This window comes from Salmonella sp. SAL-020, from assembly GCF_017372215.1.
GTDB classification, from domain to species: Bacteria; Pseudomonadota; Gammaproteobacteria; order Enterobacterales; family Enterobacteriaceae; genus Salmonella; species Salmonella enterica.
The window spans coordinates 1,560,346-1,582,418 of the sequence record NZ_CP071690.1; the positions used below are offsets into that span (position 1 = coordinate 1,560,346).

25 protein-coding genes and 1 pseudogene are annotated in these 22,073 nt (G+C 57.7%); 23 read left to right on the forward strand and 3 right to left on the reverse strand.

Features of this window, described 5'->3' with window-relative positions; all coding sequences use genetic code 11:
* The first annotated feature begins 85 nt into the window (after positions 1 to 85).
* From apbE to J1G48_RS07345, 4 genes are all read left to right on the forward strand, one after another.
* A complete protein-coding gene (gene apbE, locus J1G48_RS07330) occupies positions 86 to 1,138 on the forward strand; it encodes an FAD:protein FMN transferase ApbE (RefSeq protein WP_000784307.1) in 1,053 nt (350 codons plus the stop codon).
* An 80-nt stretch (positions 1,139 to 1,218) separates the two neighbouring features.
* On the forward strand, positions 1,219 to 2,280 hold the full coding sequence (gene ada / locus J1G48_RS07335) for a bifunctional DNA-binding transcriptional regulator/O6-methylguanine-DNA methyltransferase Ada (protein ID WP_000975962.1): 1,062 nt from the start codon (positions 1,219 to 1,221) through the stop codon (positions 2,278 to 2,280).
* Between the two features lie 2 nt (positions 2,281 to 2,282).
* A complete protein-coding gene (gene alkB / locus J1G48_RS07340) occupies positions 2,283 to 2,933 on the forward strand; it encodes a DNA oxidative demethylase AlkB (protein ID WP_000884995.1) in 651 nt (216 codons plus the stop codon).
* Positions 2,934 to 3,006: 73 nt separating this feature from the next.
* Positions 3,007 to 4,650, forward strand: coding sequence for a multidrug ABC transporter permease/ATP-binding protein (locus J1G48_RS07345; protein WP_000421577.1), 1,644 nt, complete (start codon positions 3,007 to 3,009; stop codon positions 4,648 to 4,650).
* 182 nt (positions 4,651 to 4,832) lie between these two features.
* Here J1G48_RS07345 and eco read toward each other — a convergent pair whose 3' ends face one another.
* Entirely contained in the window at positions 4,833 to 5,327 is a 495-nt protein-coding gene (gene eco, locus J1G48_RS07350) for a serine protease inhibitor ecotin (protein WP_000781589.1), read from the reverse strand.
* A 413-nt stretch (positions 5,328 to 5,740) separates the two neighbouring features.
* On the opposite strand from eco, the gene napF reads away from it, so the two are divergent.
* The 15 genes from napF to J1G48_RS07425 all read left to right on the forward strand — a co-directional run bounded on the left by napF (position 5,741) and on the right by J1G48_RS07425 (position 17,993).
* Entirely contained in the window at positions 5,741 to 6,232 is a 492-nt protein-coding gene (gene napF / locus J1G48_RS07355; protein ID WP_000228069.1) for a ferredoxin-type protein NapF, read from the forward strand.
* The gene (napD, locus tag J1G48_RS07360; protein WP_001260058.1) at positions 6,222 to 6,485 is read left to right on the forward strand and encodes a chaperone NapD; all 264 of its coding nucleotides are present in this window, start codon (positions 6,222 to 6,224) and stop codon (positions 6,483 to 6,485) included. The genes napF and napD overlap by 11 nt, the downstream gene beginning before the upstream one ends.
* A complete protein-coding gene (gene napA / locus J1G48_RS07365) occupies positions 6,482 to 8,968 on the forward strand; it encodes a nitrate reductase catalytic subunit NapA (protein ID WP_000778097.1) in 2,487 nt (828 codons plus the stop codon). The genes napD and napA overlap by 4 nt, the downstream gene beginning before the upstream one ends.
* Positions 8,969 to 8,974: 6 nt before the next feature.
* A complete protein-coding gene (gene napG / locus J1G48_RS07370; protein WP_000091673.1) occupies positions 8,975 to 9,670 on the forward strand; it encodes a ferredoxin-type protein NapG in 696 nt (231 codons plus the stop codon).
* The gene (gene napH, locus J1G48_RS07375; RefSeq protein ID WP_000013532.1) at positions 9,657 to 10,526 is read left to right on the forward strand and encodes a quinol dehydrogenase ferredoxin subunit NapH; all 870 of its coding nucleotides are present in this window, start codon (positions 9,657 to 9,659) and stop codon (positions 10,524 to 10,526) included. The genes napG and napH overlap by 14 nt, the downstream gene beginning before the upstream one ends.
* A gap of 115 nt (positions 10,527 to 10,641) precedes the next feature.
* Complete coding sequence (napB, locus tag J1G48_RS07380; RefSeq protein WP_000835182.1) at positions 10,642 to 11,091, forward strand: nitrate reductase cytochrome c-type subunit; 450 nt, start codon at positions 10,642 to 10,644, stop codon at positions 11,089 to 11,091.
* A gap of 9 nt (positions 11,092 to 11,100) precedes the next feature.
* Positions 11,101 to 11,703, forward strand: coding sequence for a cytochrome c-type protein NapC (gene napC, locus J1G48_RS07385; RefSeq protein WP_000431778.1), 603 nt, complete (start codon positions 11,101 to 11,103; stop codon positions 11,701 to 11,703).
* A gap of 20 nt (positions 11,704 to 11,723) precedes the next feature.
* Complete coding sequence (gene ccmA, locus J1G48_RS07390) at positions 11,724 to 12,341, forward strand: cytochrome c biogenesis heme-transporting ATPase CcmA (RefSeq protein WP_000888522.1); 618 nt, start codon at positions 11,724 to 11,726, stop codon at positions 12,339 to 12,341.
* Positions 12,338 to 12,997 carry a heme exporter protein CcmB gene (gene ccmB / locus J1G48_RS07395; RefSeq protein WP_000990039.1) on the forward strand — a complete coding sequence of 220 codons (660 nt, stop codon included), beginning with the start codon at positions 12,338 to 12,340 and terminating at the stop codon, positions 12,995 to 12,997. Before ccmA ends, ccmB begins: the two co-directional genes overlap by 4 nt.
* Positions 12,998 to 13,048: 51 nt before the next feature.
* Positions 13,049 to 13,786, forward strand: a complete 738-nt coding sequence (locus J1G48_RS07400) for a heme ABC transporter permease (protein WP_000266002.1) — start codon at positions 13,049 to 13,051, stop codon at positions 13,784 to 13,786.
* Positions 13,783 to 13,995 (forward strand): heme exporter protein CcmD, encoded by a 213-nt coding sequence (gene ccmD, locus J1G48_RS07405; protein WP_000074113.1) that lies wholly within the window; start codon positions 13,783 to 13,785, stop codon positions 13,993 to 13,995. The genes J1G48_RS07400 and ccmD overlap by 4 nt, the downstream gene beginning before the upstream one ends.
* Positions 13,992 to 14,471: a cytochrome c maturation protein CcmE gene (gene ccmE / locus J1G48_RS07410; protein ID WP_001053610.1), complete on the forward strand. Its 480-nt coding sequence runs from the start codon at positions 13,992 to 13,994 to the stop codon at positions 14,469 to 14,471. The genes ccmD and ccmE overlap by 4 nt, the downstream gene beginning before the upstream one ends.
* A complete protein-coding gene (locus J1G48_RS07415) occupies positions 14,468 to 16,399 on the forward strand; it encodes a heme lyase CcmF/NrfE family subunit (RefSeq protein WP_000982507.1) in 1,932 nt (643 codons plus the stop codon). Before ccmE ends, J1G48_RS07415 begins: the two co-directional genes overlap by 4 nt.
* Positions 16,396 to 16,953, forward strand: a complete 558-nt coding sequence (dsbE, locus tag J1G48_RS07420) for a thiol:disulfide interchange protein DsbE (RefSeq protein ID WP_000828305.1) — start codon at positions 16,396 to 16,398, stop codon at positions 16,951 to 16,953. Before J1G48_RS07415 ends, dsbE begins: the two co-directional genes overlap by 4 nt.
* Positions 16,950 to 17,993 (forward strand): cytochrome c-type biogenesis protein CcmH, encoded by a 1,044-nt coding sequence (locus J1G48_RS07425; protein ID WP_001238343.1) that lies wholly within the window; start codon positions 16,950 to 16,952, stop codon positions 17,991 to 17,993. Before dsbE ends, J1G48_RS07425 begins: the two co-directional genes overlap by 4 nt.
* Before the next feature lie 43 nt (positions 17,994 to 18,036).
* Here J1G48_RS07425 and narP read toward each other — a convergent pair whose 3' ends face one another.
* Entirely contained in the window at positions 18,037 to 18,684 is a 648-nt protein-coding gene (gene narP / locus J1G48_RS07430; RefSeq protein WP_001115497.1) for a nitrate/nitrite response regulator protein NarP, read from the reverse strand.
* Between the two features lie 729 nt (positions 18,685 to 19,413).
* Here narP and pagL point away from each other — a divergent pair.
* The gene (gene pagL / locus J1G48_RS07435; protein WP_000281877.1) at positions 19,414 to 19,977 is read left to right on the forward strand and encodes a lipid A 3-O-deacylase PagL; all 564 of its coding nucleotides are present in this window, start codon (positions 19,414 to 19,416) and stop codon (positions 19,975 to 19,977) included.
* Between the two features lie 191 nt (positions 19,978 to 20,168).
* Here the strand turns inward: pagL and J1G48_RS07440 are convergent, their stop codons facing one another.
* Positions 20,169 to 20,372 carry a DinI-like family protein gene (locus J1G48_RS07440; protein WP_001576231.1) on the reverse strand — a complete coding sequence of 68 codons (204 nt, stop codon included), beginning with the start codon at positions 20,370 to 20,372 and terminating at the stop codon, positions 20,169 to 20,171.
* A 33-nt stretch (positions 20,373 to 20,405) separates the two neighbouring features.
* Between J1G48_RS07440 and J1G48_RS23240 the strand changes: the two are divergent.
* The 3 genes and pseudogenes from J1G48_RS23240 to J1G48_RS07455 form a co-directional block, all read left to right on the forward strand.
* Positions 20,406 to 21,200, forward strand: a pseudogene (locus J1G48_RS23240) (tail fiber protein); the annotation flags it as partial.
* The gene (locus J1G48_RS23245; RefSeq protein WP_001252691.1) at positions 21,183 to 21,467 is read left to right on the forward strand and encodes a hypothetical protein; all 285 of its coding nucleotides are present in this window, start codon (positions 21,183 to 21,185) and stop codon (positions 21,465 to 21,467) included. The pseudogene J1G48_RS23240 and the gene J1G48_RS23245, both read left to right, overlap by 18 nt.
* A gap of 296 nt (positions 21,468 to 21,763) precedes the next feature.
* Positions 21,764 to 21,967, forward strand: a complete 204-nt coding sequence (locus J1G48_RS07455; protein ID WP_001113462.1) for a tail protein — start codon at positions 21,764 to 21,766, stop codon at positions 21,965 to 21,967.
* Positions 21,968 to 22,073 lie beyond the last annotated feature (106 nt).

Below are 22,073 nucleotides of genomic sequence, written 5' to 3' on the forward strand. Positions count from 1 at the left end.
GGGCCCTTTTTTCATGCCTTATTCCGGCGTACAAATACGACGTTTTGATATACGCTTGCGTCCATTCGAATGAGGATAAACAGCGATGAAAATGACTTTTTGCCGGGCCGTGTGTCTGGCGGCGGCTTTTTTACTTATGGGCTGCGATGAGGCTCCCGAAACGACAACAGCGTCACCTGCCGCTCAGGTGCTGGAAGGTAAAACGATGGGGACCCTCTGGCGGGTGAGCGTGGTTGGCATCGATGCGAAACGCGCCGCAGAGTTACAGACTAAAATCCAGACTCAGCTTGATGCTGATGATTGGTTGCTTTCTACCTATAAAAATGACTCCGCGCTAATGCGTTTTAACCATTCACGCAGCCTTGCGCCCTGGCCGGTCAGCGAAGCCATGGCGGATATCGTGACCTCGGCGCTACGTATTGGCGCGAAGACGGATGGCGCGATGGATATCACCGTGGGCCCGCTGGTCAATCTGTGGGGGTTTGGGCCGGATCGGCAGCCGCTGCATATCCCAACACCAGCACAAATCGATGCGGCAAAAGCGAAAACAGGCCTGCAACATTTGCAGGTTATCGACAGGGCTGGACATCAGTTTTTGCAAAAAGATCTGCCGGATCTTTATGTTGATCTCTCCACGGTCGGGGAGGGCTATGCGGCGGATCATCTGGCGCGACTGATGGAGCAGGAGGGCATTGCGCGTTATCTGGTCTCGGTGGGCGGCGCATTAAGCAGTCGCGGGATGAATGCGCAGGGGCAGCCGTGGCGCGTCGCGATTCAGAAGCCGACCGACCGGGAAAACGCGGTGCAGGCGATTGTGGATATCAACGGGCATGGCATCAGCACCTCCGGCAGCTACCGTAACTATTACGAGCTGGATGGCAAGCGCGTATCGCACGTTATCGATCCACAAACGGGGCGCCCCATTGAACACAATCTGGTATCGGTTACGGTCATCGCGCCAACGGCGCTGGAAGCGGACGGCTGGGACACCGGCCTGATGGTGCTCGGTACGCAAAAGGCGCAAGAGGTCGTGCGGCGGGAAGGGCTGGCGGTCTTTATGATCATGAAAGAAGGTGAAGGCTTTAAAACCTGGATGTCGCCGCAGTTCAAAACGTTCCTGGTGAGCGATAAGAATTAAAACGCAAGATTACGGGTTTTTGTGGGCGGATTTACGGACACACTGCATGTAAGCAAGCACTATGCTTAATGAAGGAGTCTATGATGAAAAAAGCGTTACTTACCGATGATGAATGCTGGCTGCGGGTGCAGGCGCGCGATGCCAGCGCGGATGGGCGTTTCGTTTTTGCAGTGCGAACCACTGGCGTTTTTTGCCGCCCTTCTTGTCGCTCGAAGCGGGCGTTACGTAAAAATGTTCGCTTTTTTGCCAACGCGGAGCAGGCGCTGGACGCCGGTTTTCGCCCCTGCAAGCGCTGTCAGCCGGATAATGCGCGCGCGCAGCAACGGCGGTTGGATAAGATTGCCTGCGCCTGCCGTTTACTTGAGCAGGAGACGCCGGTAACGCTGGCGTCTCTGGCGCAGGCGGTGGCGATGAGCCCGTTTCATCTGCACCGTCTGTTTAAAGTGAGCACCGGAATGACGCCGAAAGGGTGGCAGCAGGCGTGGCGCGCCCGGCGGCTGCGTGAGGCGTTGGCGAAAGGAGAGCCGATCACGGCGGCTATTTATCGCGCTGGCTTCCCGGATAGCAGTAGCTACTACCGTCATGCCGACCAGACGCTGGGCATGACGGCAAAACAGTTTCGCAAAGGCGGCGATAATGTCTCCGTTCGCTATGCGCTGACGGACTGGGTTTACGGACGGTGCCTGGTGGCGGAGAGCGAGCGGGGGATTTGCGCGATTCTCCCCGGTGATAGCGACGACGCGCTACTGGCTGAATTACACACCCTTTTCCCGACGGCCCGCCACGAACCTGCCGACGCGTCTTTTCAGCAACGGGTGCGGCAGGTTGTCGCGGCTATCAACACACGCGATGTGCTGCTCTCGTTGCCGCTGGATATCCAGGGAACCGCGTTTCAACAGCAGGTCTGGCAGGCGTTATGCGCAATTCCCTGCGGCGAAACCGTAAGCTATCAACAGCTTGCCGCGACTATCGGCAAACCCACGGCGGTACGCGCGGTCGCCAGCGCGTGCGGCGCGAATAAACTGGCGATGGTGATCCCGTGTCATCGGGTCGTGCGTCGCGATGGCGCGCTCTCCGGTTATCGTTGGGGCGTGCGTCGAAAAGCGCAGCTATTAAAGCGAGAAGCGCAAAAAGAGGAGTAGCAATGCTGGATCTATTTGCTGATGAAGCGCCCTGGCAAGAGCCCCTGGCGCCTGGCGCGGTGGTGTTGCGCCGCTTTGCGTTTCGCGCGGCGCAGTCGCTATTAGACGATATCGGGTTTGTCGCCAGTCAGTCTCCGTTTCGTCAGATGGTGACGCCGGGCGGCTACACCATGTCGGTGGCGATGACCAACTGCAGCGCGTTAGGGTGGACCACCGATCGTCACGGTTATTGTTATGCCGTGCGCGATCCGTTGACCGATAAACCCTGGCCTGCGCTGCCGTTATCGTTTGCCAGCGTATGTCGTCAGGCGGCAATCGCGGCAGGGTATGCGAGCTTCCAACCGGACGCCTGCCTGATCAATCGCTACGCGCCCGGCGCAAAACTGTCGCTGCATCAGGATAAAGACGAGCCGGATCTGCGCGCGCCTATTGTCTCAGTTTCGTTGGGGGTGCCGGCGGTTTTTCAGTTTGGCGGCCTGCGTCGCAGCGATCCGCTCCAGCGGATCTTACTGGAGCATGGCGATATCGTGGTCTGGGGCGGCGAGTCCCGTCTGTTTTATCATGGTATCCAGCCGCTTAAAGCGGGCTTTCATCCCATGACCGGTGAATTTCGTTACAATCTCACCTTCCGTCAGGCGGCTGAAAAAGAATAAAAATAAGAATTATTTGCTGTGCAGGTGGAGTTAGTTAAACTGCGGGCTGTTATTATCGGTCCGGGTTGTAAGCATGGAACTTCTTATTCTTGTCTGGCGGCAGTACCGCTGGCCATTTATTAGCGTGATGGCGCTGAGCCTCGCCAGCGCGGCGCTGGGGATTGGCCTGATCGCGTTTATCAATCAGCGCCTGATTGAAACGGTGGACACCAACGTCATGGTGCTGCCGGAATTTCTCGGCCTGCTCCTGTTGCTAATGGTCGTCACATTAGGTTCCCAACTGGCGCTCACCACTCTGGGACACCATTTCGTTTACCGCCTGCGCAGCGAATTTATCAAGCGCATTCTGGATACGCACGTTGAACGCATTGAGCAACTGGGCAGCGCCTCTTTACTGGCCGGTCTGACCAGCGATATTCGCAATATTACTATCGCCTTTGTGCGTCTGCCTGAGCTGGTGCAGGGCATTATCCTCACCGTCGGCTCGGCGGCGTATCTGGCGATGCTATCGACAAAAATGCTGCTGGTTACGGCTATCTGGATGGCGGTCACTATCTGGGGCGGATTCGTGCTGGTGGCGCGGGTTTACCAGCATATGGCGACCCTGCGCGAGACCGAAGATAAGCTGTACAACGACTATCAGACGGTGCTGGAAGGACGCAAAGAGCTGACGCTAAACCGCGAGCGTGCGGAGCAGATTTTTCAGCAATGCTATACCCCGGACGCCAAAGAGTACCGTCATCACATTATCCGTGCCGATACTTTTCATCTGAGCGCCGTCAACTGGTCGAATATCATGATGCTGGGGGCGATAGGCCTGGTCTTCTGGATGGCGAATAGTCTCGGCTGGGCGGATACCAACGTCGCGGCGACCTATTCACTGACGTTGCTGTTCCTGCGCACGCCGCTGCTGTCTGCGGTGGGGGCGTTGCCAACCCTACTGACCGCCCAGGTGGCGTTTAATAAACTGAATAAATTCGCGCTCGCCCCGTATAAGCCTGATTTTCCACAGCCGAAAGCCTTTCCCGACTGGAAGACGCTGGAGCTGCGCAACGTGGTTTTCCACTATCAGGATAACGCGTTTTCCGTGGGGCCCATCAACCTGACGATTCACCGCGGCGAACTGCTGTTTTTAATTGGCGGCAACGGTAGCGGGAAATCGACGCTGGCCATGTTATTGACCGGTTTATACCAGCCGCAATCGGGAACGATTTTACTTGACGGTCAACCTATTGCCGCCGGGCAGCCGGAAGATTATCGCAAACTGTTTTCTGCGGTGTTCACCGATGTGTGGTTATTCGACCGCCTGCTGGGGCCGCAGGGGAAACCCGCCAATCCCGCGCTGGTCGAAAAGTGGCTTGAGCACCTGAAAATGACGCACAAGCTGGAGCTAAACGACGGGCGCATTTTGAATCTTAAACTGTCGAAAGGGCAAAAAAAGCGCATTGCGCTGCTGCTGGCGCTGGCGGAAGAGCGCGATATTATTTTGCTGGATGAGTGGGCCGCCGATCAGGACCCGCATTTCCGCCGGGAGTTTTATCAGGTGCTGTTGCCGTTAATGCAGGAAATGGGCAAAACCATTTTCGCCATCAGCCATGATGATCACTATTTTATTCACGCCGATCGTCTGCTTGAAATGCGCAACGGACAGCTAACCGAACTCACCGGCGACGAACGTGATGCCGCCTCGCGTGATGCGGTTGCGCGTACTGCGTAATGGCCGGATGAACCGCCTGATGGCAGCCCTACGTCCGCACGCGGGTAGGCCTGATAAGATGCCACGCGTCGCCACCAGGCATCGGGCGAGCGGATTTCCAGACGTGTTTTGAAAAGAACCCCGGAGCGCTGCGTGAGCCGGCGTGTTCAGATGCCCGGTAAGTGTGACCGGGCAGCGTAACGTTATCGCGCGACGGCGTTCTGTACGTTAGCGTCCGCTTTCCAGATGCGGTATTTCACGTCCACATTCGCCGGGGTATACACCACGATCGGCAGCTTGCTGTTGTAGCGCAGCATCCCGTCTTCACCCAGCCAGGCGGTGACGAATTTTTGCTCTTTCTTACCTTCAGGGCAGGCCATCATGGTTGATACCGGAGAGGTGACGTTATCAAAGACATAATAGTCATAGCCCCAGCCTTCCAGCGTTTTTGTTTCCAGCGTGCCGCCGAGGCGATGCTGGTTACAATCCACATTCAGCGTTTGACCAATCAACAGTTCCACTTTGAGGGTAGATTCATCCTGCTGAGGGGTAAGGGTTATCACTTGCCGCTTCATTCCTTTTTCCGCCTGCGGATAGGGGGCGATTTTTTCCAGCGGCTGGGCGGTATCACCATTGTTAGCCCAGGCAGAGGCGCTGGCGAGGGCGGCGAAGACAACGGCAGGGACAAACATCTTCATTTGATTGTTCACGGTATTTCCTTTCTGCTGTTTTCGGTATGCACGGGCAACAGATTAACACATTCATATTATCTATTAATCTGTATTTACTCATATTTTCAAGATTATTAATAAAATAGCGTCTTTTTATATAGTGGAATATTCCGATATTGATAATGTAAATGAAATTATCAACTATTAGTGATTTTCGTTATATAAGCATCTATATAACTCATTGAAATGTGAGAAAAAGCACGTTTACGGGTCTTTACCTGGCACTCTTTTGATCCGGCAACAGCATTTACCTCTATCGGGGTATGCATCTCTTACACATCCTGAAATATCTTATTTACAAAAACAACTACTCATAAATTGTACGGTTTTTATTGGTATTCACTCCCTATGGAAGCGTGTCGTTATGGAAGGGCGATATCATGGTTGATTTATCCCGTCGAAGCATGTTGACCGGCAGTTGGCGCAACGCCAGCAATGGGATTCTTCCGCCGTGGGCCAGAGAAACAACCTATTTTCTCGCACATTGTCTGCGTTGCGACGCCTGCATCCAGGCGTGTGAGGCCGACATCCTGCAGCGAGGGGCGGGGGGATATCCGAGCGTAGATTTCAAACGGGGCGAGTGCAGCTTTTGTTATGCCTGTGCGCAGGCCTGTACTGAATCGCTTTTTCTTCCGCGCCACACCAGGGCCTGGGATCTGATTTTTACGCTCACGGAAAACTGCCTCGCCAGGCAATCGGTTGAATGCCATCGCTGCCAGGACAGTTGTGAACCTATGGCCATTACCTTTCGTCCCACGCTATCCGGCATTTACCAGCCGCAGCTTGACTCGCAGGCCTGTAACGGATGCGGGGCGTGTGTGGCTATCTGTCCCGTGTCAGCCATCAAAGCGGAGAACCACCATGCGCACTAACTGGCAGGTCTGTAGCCTGGTCGTGCAGGCCAAAAGTCAGAACATCGCCGCCATTGGCACACAGTTGAACACGTTGCCGGGTTGCGAAGTCGCGTTAAGCGACGTTGAAAGCGGGCAACTGATCGTGGTGGCGGAAGCAGATCAGAGTGAAACGCTGATGCAAACAATTGAGTCAGTACGCAATGTCGAGGGCGTACTGGCGGTGTCGCTGGTTTATCACCAGCAGGATGAGCAAGGTGAGGAAACACCATGAAACTCAGTCGTCGTAGCTTTATGAAAGCTAACGCCGTTGCGGCCGCTGCGGCGGCTGCCGGTCTGAGCGTGCCGGGCGTCGCCCGCGCCGTTGTCGGGCAGCAGGAAGCCATCAAATGGGATAAAGCGCCGTGCCGTTTTTGCGGAACGGGTTGCGGTGTGTTGGTGGGAACGCAGCAGGGCCGTGTGGTCGCCTGCCAGGGCGACCCCGACGCGCCGGTCAACCGTGGTCTGAACTGCATTAAAGGCTACTTCCTGCCCAAAATCATGTACGGTAAAGATCGTCTGACGCAGCCGATGCTGCGCATGAAAGACGGCAGCTATCACAAAGACGGCGAGTTTACGCCGGTGAGCTGGGAACAGGCCTTCGATGTGATGGAGGAGAAGTTTAAAACCTCCCTGAAAGAGAAAGGACCAGAAGCGATCGGCATGTTTGGATCGGGTCAATGGACCATCTGGGAAGGCTATGCCGCCGCGAAACTGTTCAAGGCTGGTTTCCGCTCTAACAACATCGACCCGAACGCGCGTCACTGCATGGCCTCGGCGGTGGTGGGCTTTATGCGCACCTTTGGCATGGATGAACCGATGGGCTGCTACGACGATATTGAGCAGGCCGATGCGTTTGTGCTGTGGGGTTCCAACATGGCGGAGATGCACCCGATTTTATGGTCGCGCATCACTAACCGCCGTTTGTCCGACCCGAACGTGAAGGTTGCCGTCCTCTCCACCTTCCAGCACCGCAGCTTTGAACTGGCGGACAACGGTATTGTCTTTACCCCGCAAAGCGATCTGGTGATCCTTAACTATATCGCGAATTACATTATTCAGAACAACGCGGTAAATCAGGATTTCTTCACAAAGCATGTGAACCTGCGTAAAGGGGCGACGGATATCGGCTACGGCTTACGCCCGACGCACCCGCTGGAAAAAGCGGCGAAGAATCCGGGCTCCGACGCTTCCGAGCCGATGAGCTTCGACGAGTATAAAGCCTTCGTGGCAGAATATACGCTGGACAAGACCGCTGAAATGACCGGCGTGCCAAAAGATCAACTGGAACAGTTGGCACAGCTCTACGCCGATCCGAATAAGCGCGTGATCTCTTACTGGACGATGGGTTTTAACCAGCATACCCGCGGCGTGTGGGCGAATAACCTGGTTTACAACCTCCATCTGCTGACCGGAAAAATCTCCCAGCCTGGCTGCGGTCCTTTCTCGCTGACAGGCCAGCCTTCCGCCTGCGGTACGGCGCGTGAAGTGGGAACCTTCTCACACCGTCTACCCGCAGACATGGTCGTGACGAACGAAAAACACCGTGATATCTGCGAAAAACACTGGCAGATCCCCGCTGGCACTATTCCGGCAAAAGTGGGTTTACACGCGGTGGCGCAGGATCGCGCGTTGAAAGACGGCAAGCTGAACGTCTACTGGGTAATGTGTAATAACAATATGCAGGCCGGGCCGAACATCAATGAAGATCGGATGCCGGGCTGGCGCGATCCGCGTAACTTTATCATTGTTTCCGATCCTTACCCGACGGTGAGCGCGCTGTCTGCGGATCTGATCCTGCCGACCGCCATGTGGGTTGAGAAAGAAGGCGCTTACGGCAACGCCGAACGCCGCACGCAGTTCTGGCGTCAGCAAATTAAAGCGCCGGGCGAAGCTAAATCCGACCTCTGGCAACTGGTGCAGTTCTCCCGTCGTTTTAAAACCGAGGAGGTCTGGCCGGAGGCGTTGTTGGCTCAGAAGCCGGAGCTGCGCGGCAAAACGCTGTATGACGTTCTGTTCGCCACGCCGGCGGTCAGCAAATTCCCGCTGAGCGAGCTGAAAGAGGATCAGTTAAACGATGAGTCTCGTGAGCTGGGCTTCTATCTGCAAAAAGGGCTGTTTGAAGAATACGCCTGGTTTGGACGTGGCCACGGGCACGATCTGGCGCCGTTCGACGATTACCACAACGCGCGCGGTCTGCGCTGGCCGGTCGTCGAAGGCAAAGAGACGCAATGGCGTTACAGCGAAGGCAACGACCCGTATGTAAAAGCGGGGGAAGGGTACAAATTCTACGGTAAACCGGATGGCAAAGCGGTGATCTTCGCGCTGCCATTTGAACCCGCGGCGGAGTCGCCGGACAACGAGTACGATCTGTGGCTTTCCACCGGTCGCGTGCTGGAACACTGGCATACCGGCAGTATGACGCGCCGCGTGCCTGAATTGCATCGCGCCTTCCCGGAAGCGGTGGTCTTTATTCACCCACTGGATGCGAAAGCGCGCGATCTGCGTCGCGGGGATAAGGTTAAAGTGTCGTCCCGCCGCGGTGAAGTGATTTCGATTGTCGAAACGCGTGGACGTAACCGTCCGCCGCAGGGACTGGTGTATATGCCGTTCTTCGATGCCGCTCAGCTAGTGAACAACCTGACGCTGGATGCGACGGACCCGCTCTCTAAAGAGACGGACTTCAAGAAGTGCGCCGTTAAGCTGGCGAAGGTGTAACGCGTTATGTCCCGTACAGCGAAACCCCAAAATGGCCGCCGCCGCTTCCTGCGTGATGTTGTGCGCACTGCGGGCGGGCTGGCGGCGGTTGGCGTGGCGCTGGGCTTGCAACAGCAAACCGCGCGCGCATCGGGCGTGCGGCTGCGTCCGCCTGGCGCGCTGAATGAAAATGTCTTCGCCAGCGCCTGTGTGCGCTGCGGGCAGTGCGTTCAGGCGTGTCCATACGACACGCTAAAACTGGCGACGCTGGCCTCCGGGCTATCGGCAGGCACGCCCTATTTCGTCGCTCGCGACATCCCCTGCGAAATGTGTGAAGACATTCCGTGCGCCAAAGTCTGCCCCAGCGGGGCGCTGAATAAAGATATCGCCTCCATTGATGACTCGCGCATGGGGCTGGCGGTGCTGCTGGATCAGGAAAACTGCCTCAACTTTCAGGGGCTGCGCTGCGACGTTTGTTACCGCGAATGCCCGAAAATCGATGAGGCCATCACGCTGGAGCTGGATCGCAACATGCGCACCGGCAAACATGCGCGCTTTCTGCCCACCGTACACAGCGACGCCTGTACCGGCTGCGGCAAATGCGAAAAAGTCTGCGTACTGGAGCAACCAGCGATAAAAGTGTTGCCGTTGTCATTGGCGAAAGGGGAGTTAGGACACCATTACCGCTTCGGCTGGCTGGAGGGGAAAGATGGCAAATCGTAAACGCGACGCCGGGCGAGAAGCGCGGGCGAAAAAAGGCTGGTGGCGTAGCCACCGCTGGCTGGTGTTACGCCGTATCAGCCAGTTTATGGTGCTGGGGATGTTTCTCAGCGGCCCGTGGCTGGGCTTTTGGGTTTTGCATGGCAACTACAGCAGTAGTTTGCTGTTCGATACCCTCCCGTTGACCGATCCGCTGATTACCCTGGAAAGTCTCGCCAGTGGACATCTTCCCGCTACCGTGGCGCTGACGGGAGCAGTGATTATCGCTGTGCTGTATGCGCTGGCGGGAAAGCGACTATTTTGCAGTTGGGTTTGCCCGCTAAACCCCGTTACCGATTTGGCTAACTGGATGCGCAGGAAATTTGACCTGAACCAGTCTGCGACGATTCCACGCCATATACGGTACGTCCTTCTGGTGGTGGTGTTAATCGGTTCGGCGTTGACCGGCACGCTGCTGTGGGAATGGATTAATCCCGTGTCGCTGTTAGGCCGTAGTCTGGTTATGGGATTTAGTAGCGGCGCGTTGCTGATTATTGCTTTGTTTTTATTTGATTTATTAGTCGTTGAGCACGGTTGGTGCGGCCATATTTGCCCGATGGGCGCGCTGTATGGCGTGCTGGGCAGTAAAGGCGTAGTGACCGTGACGGCCAAAAAACGTGAAAAATGTAATCGCTGTATGGATTGTTTTCATGTTTGCCCGGAACCGCATGTGCTACGTGCGCCGGTGCTGGATGAGCAAAGCCCGGCGCAGGTCACCCACCGCGACTGCATGACCTGCGGCCGCTGCGTGGATGTCTGTTCTGAGGATGTTTTTACAATAACGATACATAACATCATTCGGGATGCATCGCGGCGGTAAGCGAGGAAATCCCCAGGGGCATAGATAACGATGCGACTGGGATTTTGGAGCGCAGCCAACAAAGAGGCAGCTCGAAGGATGAAGTGTAAATGCGATGGAGTTCGGGAGCGAAACAATGAAAAGCCATGACCTGATGAAAGCGCTGTGTCAATGGATGGCCACGCTTGCCCTGGTGGTAAGTGGTGCGGTTTGGGCGGCAAACGGAGTGGATCTGAGCCAGTCGCCGGAAGTATCCGGGACGCAGGAAGGGGCGATTCGTATGCCGAAAGAGCAGGAGCGTATGCCGCTAAATTACGTCAACCAGCCACCGATGATCCCGCACAGCGTCGAGGGCTACCAGGTGACGACCAATACCAACCGCTGTCTGCAATGCCACGGCGTGGAAAGTTATCGTACGACGGGCGCGCCGCGTATCAGCCCGACGCACTTTATGGACAGTGACGGTAAAGTGTCGGGCAACGTCGCGCCGCGTCGTTATTTCTGCCTGCAGTGCCACGTACCGCAGTCTGATACCGCGCCGATTATCGACAATACCTTTACCCCCTCGCAAGGTTACGGGAAATAAGAGGTCATTATGGAAAATTCTAACCGTAAACCCGGCTGGATAAAGCGCGTCTGGCGATGGTGGCGCAGCCCCAGCCGCCTGGCGCTGGGGACGCTGCTGTTAATCGGTTTTATCGGCGGCATCATCTTCTGGGGCGGCTTCAATACCGGAATGGAAAAGGCTAACACCGAAGAGTTTTGTATTAGCTGCCATGAAATGCGCAACACGGTGTATGAGGAGTATATGGAAACCGTCCACTACAACAACCGTAGTGGCGTTCGTGCCACCTGTCCTGACTGCCATGTGCCGCATGAGTGGGGGCCGAAGATGATCCGTAAGATCAAAGCCAGTAAAGAGCTGTATGCGAAGGTATTTGGGCTGATAGATACACCGCAGAAATTTGAAGCTCATCGCCTGACAATGGCACAAAATGAGTGGCGGCGCATGAAAGACAACAACTCGCAGGAATGCCGTAACTGCCACAATTTCGACTTTATGGATCTGACCGCGCAAAAAGGCGTCGCGGCGAAAATGCACGATCAGGCGGTAAAAGACGGACAGACCTGTATCGATTGCCACAAAGGGATCGCGCATAAACTGCCGGATATGCGTGATGTTAAACCAGGTTTCTGACAGGACGTTGATGAGTGGGAATGCTTGAAGCCAGAGATCTGCACTGCGAACGGGACGAGAGGACGCTGTTTCGCGGGCTGTCGTTCACCGTGGACGCCGGGGAGTGGGTGCAGGTCACCGGCGGCAACGGCGCCGGAAAAACCACCCTGCTGCGCCTGCTGACCGGGCTGGCGCGCCCGGACGGCGGGGAGGTGTACTGGCAGGGCGAGCCCCTGCGCCGCGTGCGCGACAGCTTCCATCGCAGCCTGCTGTGGATAGGGCACCAGCCGGGGATTAAATCCCGCCTGACGGCGCGGGAGAACCTGCACTTTTTCCACCCCGGCGACGGCGCGCGTCTCCCGGAGGCGCTGGCGCAGGCCGGGCTGGCGGGATTTGAGGACGTGCCGGTCGCTCAGCTCTCGGCCGGGCAGCAGCGCCGGGTGGCGCTGGCCCGCCTGTGGCTGACCCGCGCCGCGCTGTGGGTGCTCGACGAGCCGTTCACCGCCATTGACGTTAACGGCGTGGCGCGCCTCACCCGGCGGATGGCGGCGCACACGGCGCAGGGCGGGATGGTCATTCTCACCACCCACCAGCCGCTGCCGGGGGCCGCGGACACCGTCCGCCGCCTGGCGCTGACCGGCGGGGGGGCCGGGCTGTGATGTGGCGTGTCTTCTGTCTCGAGCTGCGCGTGGCGTTCCGCCACGGCGCGGACATCGCCGGCCCGCTGTGGTTCTTCCTGATGGTCATCACCCTGTTTCCGTTAAGCGTCGGGCCGCAGCCGCAGCTGCTGGCGCGTATCGCGCCGGGCATCATCCAGGTGGCGGCGCTGCTGGCCTCGCTGCTGGCGCTGGAGCGGCTGTTTCGCGACGACCTGCAGGACGGCAGCCTGGAGCAGCTGATGCTGCTGCCGGTGCCGCTGCCGGCGGTGGTGCTGGCGAAGGTGCTGGCCCACTGGGCGGTGACCGGCCTGCCGCTGATGATGCTCTCCCCGCTGGTGGCGCTGCTGCTGGGGATGGACGTGTACGGCTGGAAAATCATGGCGCTGACGCTGCTGCTCGGCACGCCGGCGCTGGGGTTTCTCGCCGCGCCGGGCGTCGCGCTGACGGCCGGCCTGCGGCGCGGCGGCGTCCTGCTGGGCATTCTGGTGCTGCCGCTGAGTGTCCCGGTGCTGATTTTCGCCACCGCGGCGATGGACGCGGCATCGATGCATTTACCCGTTGACGGCTATCTGGCGGTGCTGGGGGCGCTGCTGGCGGGCAGCGCGACGTTAAGCCCGTTCGCCACCGCGGCGGCGCTGCGCCTCAGCGTGCAGTAGCGCCCCGGCGCGACGGACATTTTACTGGTTTCAGGAGGTCAGGTGACAACGATGTGGAAAACCCTTCATCAGCTGGCGGCGCCGCCCCGGCTGTATCAGATTTGCGGCAGGCTCGTGCCGTGGCTGGCGGCAGCCGGCATCATCGCGCTGGCCACCGGCTGGGTCCGGGGCTTTGGTTTCGCCCCGGCGGACTACCAGCAGGGGGAGAGCTACCGCATTATGTACCTGCATGTCCCGGCGGCCATCTGGTCGATGGGTATCTATGCGGCGATGGCGGTGGCGGCGTTCACCGGGCTGGTCTGGCAGATGAAAATGGCCAGCCTTGCCGTCGCGGCGATGGCGCCGGTGGGGGCGGTGTACACCTTCATCGCGCTGGTCACCGGCGCGGCGTGGGGCAAACCGATGTGGGGCACCTGGTGGGTGTGGGACGCGCGCCTGACCTCGGAGCTGGTGCTGCTGTTTCTCTACGCCGGGGTCATCGCCCTGTGGCACGCCTTTGACGACCGTAAAATGGCCGGGCGCGCGGCGGGCATTCTGGTGCTGGTCGGCGTGGTGAACCTGCCGGTTATCCACTATTCCGTCGAGTGGTGGAACACCCTGCACCAGGGCTCGACGCGGATGCAGCAGAGTATCGACCCGGCGATGCGCTCGCCGCTGCGCTGGGCCATCGCCGGCTTCCTGCTGCTCTTTATGACGCTGGCGCTGATGCGGATGCGCAACCTGATTTTACTGATGGAAAAACGCCGCCCGTGGGTGAGCGAACTGATACTGAAAAGGGGGCACCGGTGAGTCCGGCATTTTCATCGTGGAGCGATTTTTTCGCCATGGGCGGGTACGCCTTTTTTGTCTGGCTGGCGGTGGCGATGACCGTGGCGCCGCTGGTGCTGCTGGCGCTGCACACGGTGCTGCAGCGCCGGGCCATTCTGCGCGGCGTGGCGCAGCAGCGGGCGCGCGAGGCGCGGATGCGTGCCGCACAGGCGCAACAGGAGGCCGCGTGAACCTGCGACGTAAAAACCGGCTATGGGTGGTCTGCGCGGTGCTGGCGGGCCTGGCGCTGACCACCGCCCTGGTCCTGTACGCGCTGCGCGCGAATATCGACCTGTTCTATACCCCCGGCGAAATCCTCTACGGCAAGCGCGAGACGCAGCAGCTGCCGGCGGTGGGCCAGCGCCTGCGCGTCGGCGGGATGGTGATGCCCGGCAGCGTCAGGCGCGACCCGGACTCGCTGAAGGTGAACTTCAGCCTCTACGACGCCGAAGGGTCGGTGACGGTGAGCTATGAGGGGATACTGCCGGACCTGTTCCGCGAGGGACAGGGGGTGGTGGTGCAGGGCACCCTGGAGAAGGGCAGCCACGTCCTGGCGCAGGAGGTGCTGGCCAAGCATGACGAGAACTACACCCCGCCGGAAGTGGAAAAGGCGATGCAGGAAAACCACCGCCGCCCGCAACGCGCTGATAAGGACACCTCATCATGATGCCTGAATACGGCCACGCGCTGCTGTGCCTGGCGCTCGGCGTGGCGCTGCTGCTGTCCGTTTACCCGCTGTGGGGCGTGGCGCGCGGCGACGCGCGGATGATGGCGTCGGCCGGGGTGTTCGCCTGGCTGCTGTTCATCTGCGTGGCGGGCGCGTTTTTCGTGCTGGTGCACGCCTTTGTGGTTAACGACTTCACCGTGGCCTATGTCGCCGGCAACTCGAACACGCAGCTGCCGGTGTGGTACCGGGTGGCCGCCACCTGGGGGGCGCACGAGGGCTCGCTGCTGCTGTGGGTGCTGCTGATGAGCGGCTGGACCCTGGCGGTGGCGGTGTTCAGCCGGCCGGTGCCGGCGGATATCGTCGCCCGGGTGCTGGCGGTGATGGGGATGGTCTGCGCCGGTTTTCTGGCGTTCATCCTGTTCACCTCCGGCCCGTTCGCCCGCACGCTGCCGGCCTTTCCGGTGGAGGGGCGCGACCTGAACCCGCTGCTGCAGGACCCGGGGCTGATTTTCCACCCGCCGCTGCTGTACATGGGCTATGTCGGCTTCTCGGTGGCCTTCGCCTTCGCCATCGCCGCGCTGCTGAGCGGGCGTCTGGACAGCGCGTTCACCCGTTTTGCCCGCCCGTGGACGCTGGCGGCGTGGGTGTTCCTGACGCTGGGCATCGTGCTCGGCTCGGCGTGGGCCTACTACGAGCTGGGCTGGGGCGGCTGGTGGTTCTGGGACCCGGTGGAGAACGCCTCCTTTATGCCGTGGCTGGCGGGCACCGCCCTGCTGCACTCGCTGGCGGTCACCGAACAGCGCGCCGGCTTTAAGGCGTGGACGCTGCTGCTGTCCATCTGCGCCTTCTCGCTGTGCCTGCTGGGCACCTTCCTGGTGCGCTCCGGGGTGCTGGTGTCGGTGCACGCCTTCGCCTCCGACCCGGCGCGCGGAATGTTTATCCTCGCCTTTATGGTGCTGGTCACCGGCGGCTCGCTGCTGCTGTTCGCCGTGCGCGGGCACAGGGTGCGTTCGCGGGTGAACAACGCGCTGTGGTCGCGCGAGTCGCTGCTGCTCGGCAACAACGTCCTGCTGATGGCCGCCATGCTGGTGGTGCTGCTGGGTACCCTGCTGCCGCTGGTGCACAAACAGCTGGGGCTGGGCAGCATTTCGGTGGGGGAGCCGTTCTTTAACACCATGTTCACCTGGCTGATGGTCCCCTTTGCCCTGCTGCTGGGGGTGGGGCCGCTGGTGCGCTGGGGCCGGGACCGGCCACGTAACATCAGGAAACTGCTGTGGGCTGCCGTTGTCACTACCCTGGTGCTGTCGGTACTTTTGCCGTGGCTGCTGGAAGATAAAATCATCGCCATGACGGCGGTGGGGATGGCGATGGCCTGCTGGATTGCGGTGCTGGCGGTGGCCGAAGCCGTACAGCGCGTGTCCCGCGGCACGAAAACCTCTCTCAGCTACTGGGGAATGGTGGCGGCGCACCTCGGGCTGGCGGTGACGATTACCGGCATCGCCTTCAGCCAGAATTACAGCGTGGAGCGTGACGTGCGGATGCGGGCGGGCGACAGCGTGACCATTCACGACTACCGCTTCACCTTCCGGGAGGTGCGGGACATCACCGGGCCCAACTACCGCGGCGGGGTGGCCCTCATCGGGGTGACGCGCCACGGCGAGCCGGAGGCGGTGCTGCACGCGGAGAAACGGCTCTACAACACCAGCCGGATGGTGATGACCGAGGCGGCGATTGACGGCGGGCTGACCCGCGACCTGTACGCCGCGCTCGGGGAGGAGCTGGACAACGGCGCGTGGGCCGTGCGCCTGTACTACAAACCGTTTGTCCGCTGGATATGGGCCGGGGGGCTGCTGATGGCGCTGGGCGGGCTGCTGTGCCTGGTGGACCCGCGCTACCGCCGCCGTAAACCATTGCCGGAGGCCGGATGAAACGCAACGTACTGTTATTACCGTTACTGATTTTTCTGCTGATTGCCGCGGCGCTGCTGTGGCAGCTGACGCGCAACGCGCAGGGGGATGACCCGACGAATCTCGAATCGGCGCTGACCGGGAAGCCGGTGCCGGCGTTCCGCCTGGAATCGCTGGAGACGCCGGGTCAGTACTATGAGGCGGAGGTGCTGACGCAGGGGAAACCGGTGCTGCTTAACGTCTGGGCCACCTGGTGCCCGACCTGCCGCGCCGAGCATCAGTACCTGAACCAGCTTTCTGCGCAGGGTATCCGGGTGGTCGGGCTGAACTATAAGGACGACCGGGCGAAGGCGGTGGCCTGGTTAAAGGAACTGGGCAACCCGTATGCGCTGAGTTTATCGGACAGCGACGGGATGCTGGGGCTGGACCTGGGCGTGTACGGCGCGCCGGAAACCTTCCTCATCGACGGCAGGGGGATTATCCGCTACCGCCATGCGGGCGATTTGAATGCCCGGGTGTGGGAGAGTGAACTGAAACCGCTGTGGGACAGATACAGCCGGGAGGCGGCGCAATGAGACTGTTACCGGGCATGGTGATGCTGATGCTGGTGCTGGTTATCTCCGGGTCAGCGCGGGCGACCACCGACGTGATGCCGTTTAAAGATGAAGCGCAGGAGCAGCAGTTCCGCCAGCTCACGGAGCAGCTGCGCTGCCCGAAATGCCAGAACAACAGCATTGCGGACTCGAACGCGATGATAGCCACCGACATGCGCCGCAGGGTGTATGACCTGATGCAGGAGGGGAAGAGCCGCCAGGAAATCATCGATTACATGGTGGCGCGCTACGGCAACTTCGTCACCTACGACCCGCCGCTGACCCCGTTGACGGTGCTGCTGTGGGTGCTGCCGCTGGCCGCCATCGTAGCGGGCGGGTGGATAATCGTTGCCCGCACGCGCCGGCGGGTGCGCCTGCGCCGGGAGCCGCTGCCGGCGGACACCCCGGTTTGCGGCGCGCGCGCCGGGTGGGGCGTTTACGTGCCGGGGGCCGTCATTGCGCTGGCGGTCGGCGCCGGCAGCTACGCCCTGACCGGCAGCTATCAGCAGGTCAGGGCCTGGCAGCAGGCAACGGCGCAGACGCCCGGGCTGCTGGCGCGGGCGCTGGACCCGGCGGCGCAGCCGCTGAATGAAGAGGAGATGGCGCGGCTGGCGCTGGGGCTGCGCACCCGCCTGCAGAATGATGCCGGCAATGTTGAGGGCTGGCTCATGCTGGGGCGCACCGGTATGGTACTGGGTAATGCCGGTACCGCCACCGGGGCGTATGCGAACGCCTACCGTCTGGCCCCGAAAAACAGCGATGCGGCGCTGGGCTACGCGGAGGCGCTGACGCGCTCGTCCGACCCGGAGGATAACCGCCGCGGCGGGGAGCTGCTGCGTCAGCTGGTGAGCCGCGACCACACGGATATCCGGGTGTTAAGCCTGTATGCGTTTAACGCCTTTGAGCAGCGGCGCTTTGGCGAGGCGGTGGCGGCCTGGGAGATGATGCTGAAACTGCTGCCGGCGGGTGACGCCCGGCGGGCGGTGATAGAGCGCAGTATCCGGCTGGCGCAGGAGAAATAAGACCCTGACGGCCCGGTGACGTGGCGCCATCGGGCCTGGCTTGTTACTGTATTCCGCGTGTTTGTAAAAATAGAATGGTCGCCGCGACGCGTGAGCGCACGTTTAGCTTGCGAAGTAGATTACGAATGTGCACCTTAACCGTCTGCTCAGAAATATTCAGTACTGACGCAATCTGTTTGTTAGAAAGCCCCTGCGCCAGCTCATGCAAGACATCTAACTCTCGTTCGGTCAGGATACTAAAGGGATCTTCCTGCGCGCCAAACCGTTCGCGCTCACGCAGATATTCATTGACCCGATCGCTAAAGACTTTACCGCCGTTAGCGCCTTTGCGAATGGCCTCCAGCAGCACTTCCGGATCGCTATCTTTGAGCAGATAACCGTCGGCGCCGGCGTCGATCAGCGCGTAGATGTCGCTGGCGGAATCCGAGACGGTAAGAATAATAATTTGCGCCGTCACACCATCCCGGCGTAGCGCGTTCAGGGTATCTAACCCGCTCAGACCTTTCATATTCAGATCCAGCAGGATCAGATCGGGCTCAATGCGATTCGCCAGATCGATCGCACTCGCCCCGTCACCCGCTTCGGCAACGACATGAAAAGCCGGGTCCAGTTCCAGTAATTGACGAATACCTCGCCGCATAAGTGGATGGTCGTCCACAATAAGCACCTGAAAAGGTGTTACTTCAGGCATGCTGTATCTCCTGAGTTTTATTAGAATGATTATTGTTTTCAGCGCGGAAATCGTCCAGATTTGCCACATTGTCAAGCGCGTAAATTTTACCCTAATTAGTGCATGGGTAAGTAGTAAAACCTGTGACAGGCGAGTAATTAGCTGAACGATAGAAAGGATAAAACAACCCGTTGTGAGAGAAAACAGAATACTCCCTGAAGTTGAATACTGGTCTGGACGCTTTTTTCGGACAATGTGACATAACAGAAGTGTGGCATATGTTGCTGCGCCATTGCACCCGTAAGTCCAGACTATCTTTACTGGCAGGAAATTCCTTATTAAAAGTCATAGCGTCTAAAGCTTGTCATTATTAACAAATTATTTTAACTGAATTTATTTATGGTTTTATTAATGTCAATGAAATACATCTGAGCAGAACGAATAAACCGCGACATCTGTTAAATTAAATATTAAGTCAATAGCAGAGGTATTTTTATGCGATAAAGAGATTCTGACGATATTCTTATCATAAATGAAAATGTGGTCAGGAATGAGCGTCATTCACTTATAACTTATCCTGGATGTGCCTGAACAACACTCGCGGCGTTTTGAGCACCCGTTGGGGTGACTCAAGGGGAGAACGTAGTGTGGATGCTATATCAGCCGTTTCTGTGAGCGTAAGCGTGGCGTAGAAAATTTTAAATATGTTAGCCGGTTAAAAATAACTATTGACATTGAAATGGTGGTGGAGTGTATATGAAGAGAATATTTATATATCTATTATTACCTTGTGCATTCGCATGTTCTGCTAATGATAATGTTTTTTTTGGCAAGGGCAACAAGCATCAGATCTCTTTTGCTGCGGGAGAAAGTATAAGAAGAGGAGGGGTTGAGCACTTATATACGGCTTTTCTGACATACAGTGAACCCAGCGATTTTTTCTTTTTACAGGCAAGAAATAATCTGGAGTTAGGAGGATTTAAGGCTAAGGGTAGCGATGATTGCAGTAAACATTCTGGCAGCGTTCCCTGCAATAAATATAACCAGGGCGTATTGGGTATCTCGAAGGATGTGGCGCTGGTTCATTTCGCTGGTATCTATACCGGTATTGGTCTGGGGGCTTATATAAAATCTAAGTCGCGAGATGATATGCGTGTCAATTCTGCATTTACCTTTGGAGAAAAAGCGTTTCTTGGCTGGAACTTTGGGGCTTTTTCTACAGAAGCTTATATCCGGCATTTCTCGAATGGATCACTTACGGATAAAAATTCAGGGCATAATTTTGTAGGTGCTTCAATTAGTTATAATTTCTGAAGTTGAATAACAATTAGCGAGTTGCTGGCTGAAGGAGTAATTAATCACCGTACGTTGTCTACAAAACGTGTTGTGAATAGCCGATCGTTATCTACCCTATGGCGACAGGGAGGCTAATTGTTAGTGACAAAGAAGTGGTAGGCCGTTTACCTTACCAGAACGTTTTATTATTGCTGCGACAGATTGCTTACTCATTTACCTGCCACTACAAACATTTCTTCCAGCATAGGGTGTAGATGCGCTTTTTCTGTTTTAGTACAAACATGGTTTACGTTATTTGCCTGCATTGACTTTACGTTGACCACTGCACAGGAAAGATGTCCAATCAGTTCATGCAAAATCAGTTCATGCAAAATAACGTCTCTGGCATCAGCTAACTTTTTAATTGTAGGCATAAAAAAAACCAGCCCTGACAGGCTGGTTTTCAAGGGGAATTTTGGTCGGCAGCTTCATCCGCAGCATCTGCGGAGAGCAGCGCAGGTACGGCGACCACAAAAGCCGGGGAGGCATCAGCCAGCGCGGCGTCGGCTGACACAGCCAGAACGGCGGCAGCCGCCTCGTCATCAGCATCGGAGGCATCCACCCACGCCGCCGCATCTGATACCAGCGCATCACTGGCAGCGCAAAGCAGAGCTGCAGCCGGAGAATTGGCAACCAGAGCCGAAGAGGCCGCGAAACGGGCCGAGGATATCGCAGACGTGATTTCCCTGGAAGATGCAAGCCTGACGAAAAAAGGTATCGTTAAATTAAGCAGTGCCACGGACAGTGACAGCGAAGCGCTGGCGGCCACACCAAAGGCGGTAAAAACCGTTATGGGTGAGGTACGGACCAAAGCGCCGCTGGACAGCCCGGCATTCACTGGAACGCCGACCACACCGACGCCGCCAGGCGATGCTAAAGGGCTTCAGACAACAAACGCGGAGTTTGTCCGCAAACTGATTGCCGCGCTGGTTGGTTCCGTACTGGAGCCACTGGACACCCTGCAGGAACTGGCTGACGCGTTGGGAAATGATCCGAACTTTGCCACCACGGTACTGAATAAACTGGCGGGCAAGCAGCCGCTGGACGAAACCCTGACGGCGCTGTCAGGAAAAAGCGTTGACGGTCTTATCGAATACGTTGGTTTGCGAGAAACCATAAGTCGTGCCGCCGATGCATTATAAAAATCACAGAATGGCGGCGATATTCCGGACAAGGATTTGTTTGTGCGTCGTATCGGTGCCGCGCGAGCGTTTGATGGCGCAGTTACTATCGGCTGTGATGATAATCCGTGGACGACGGCGGAGTTTATCGTCTGGCTGGAGTCTCAGGGCGCATTCAATCACCCTTACTGGATGTGTCGTGGCTCCTGGTCTTACGCTTATAACAAAATCATCACGGATACTGGCTGCGGTACTATCTGTCTCGCTGGCGCAGTGATTGAGGTAATGGGAGTGCGTGGCGCGATGACTATTCGGGTGACAACGTCCCATTCAGTATCTGGTTGGTGATACGTGGGTGACAGCCCCAAGTGTATAAGAAGGAATAATTATGACAGCGGAAAAAAAATAAAAAGAACAAACAGTTTTTAAATATTAAAAATTTCATTCCGTATGCACCGGAACCAGATGACACATTATTCGCCGATGCGGCGTATCTTAAATCAGAGGATGGTCAGGACTGGTATGGGTGCCAGCAATTATTTTCAGCAGACACGCTGAAAATTACCTACGACGATAACGATGTTATTACGTGTATTACGCGTGATGTTTCCGGGCTGTGGCCTGCTGGCCAGAGCGTTGCAGAGTTGCCTGATACGGATGAAAACCGTCGCGCTGATATTCATGCTGCTGGCAGTTTAAAGACGGTAAAGTCGTTCAAAGGGTTTATTCGCCGGAAGAGCTGTGCAGGCAGGCAGAATCGAAAATTGAACGCCCGGGCGTTGATACCGGATGATCTGGTCATCGTGGAAAGCGACCCTGAAAAAATCGACACTTTAGCTGTAAAATGACAGTCCCGCCATCCGGTCATCATAACGGATTTTTCTTCTGCACCTTCTGAAGCCCGCCATGTCAGGACGGCCATGAATCCGCCGATAACCTTATTGTGAAATTAAG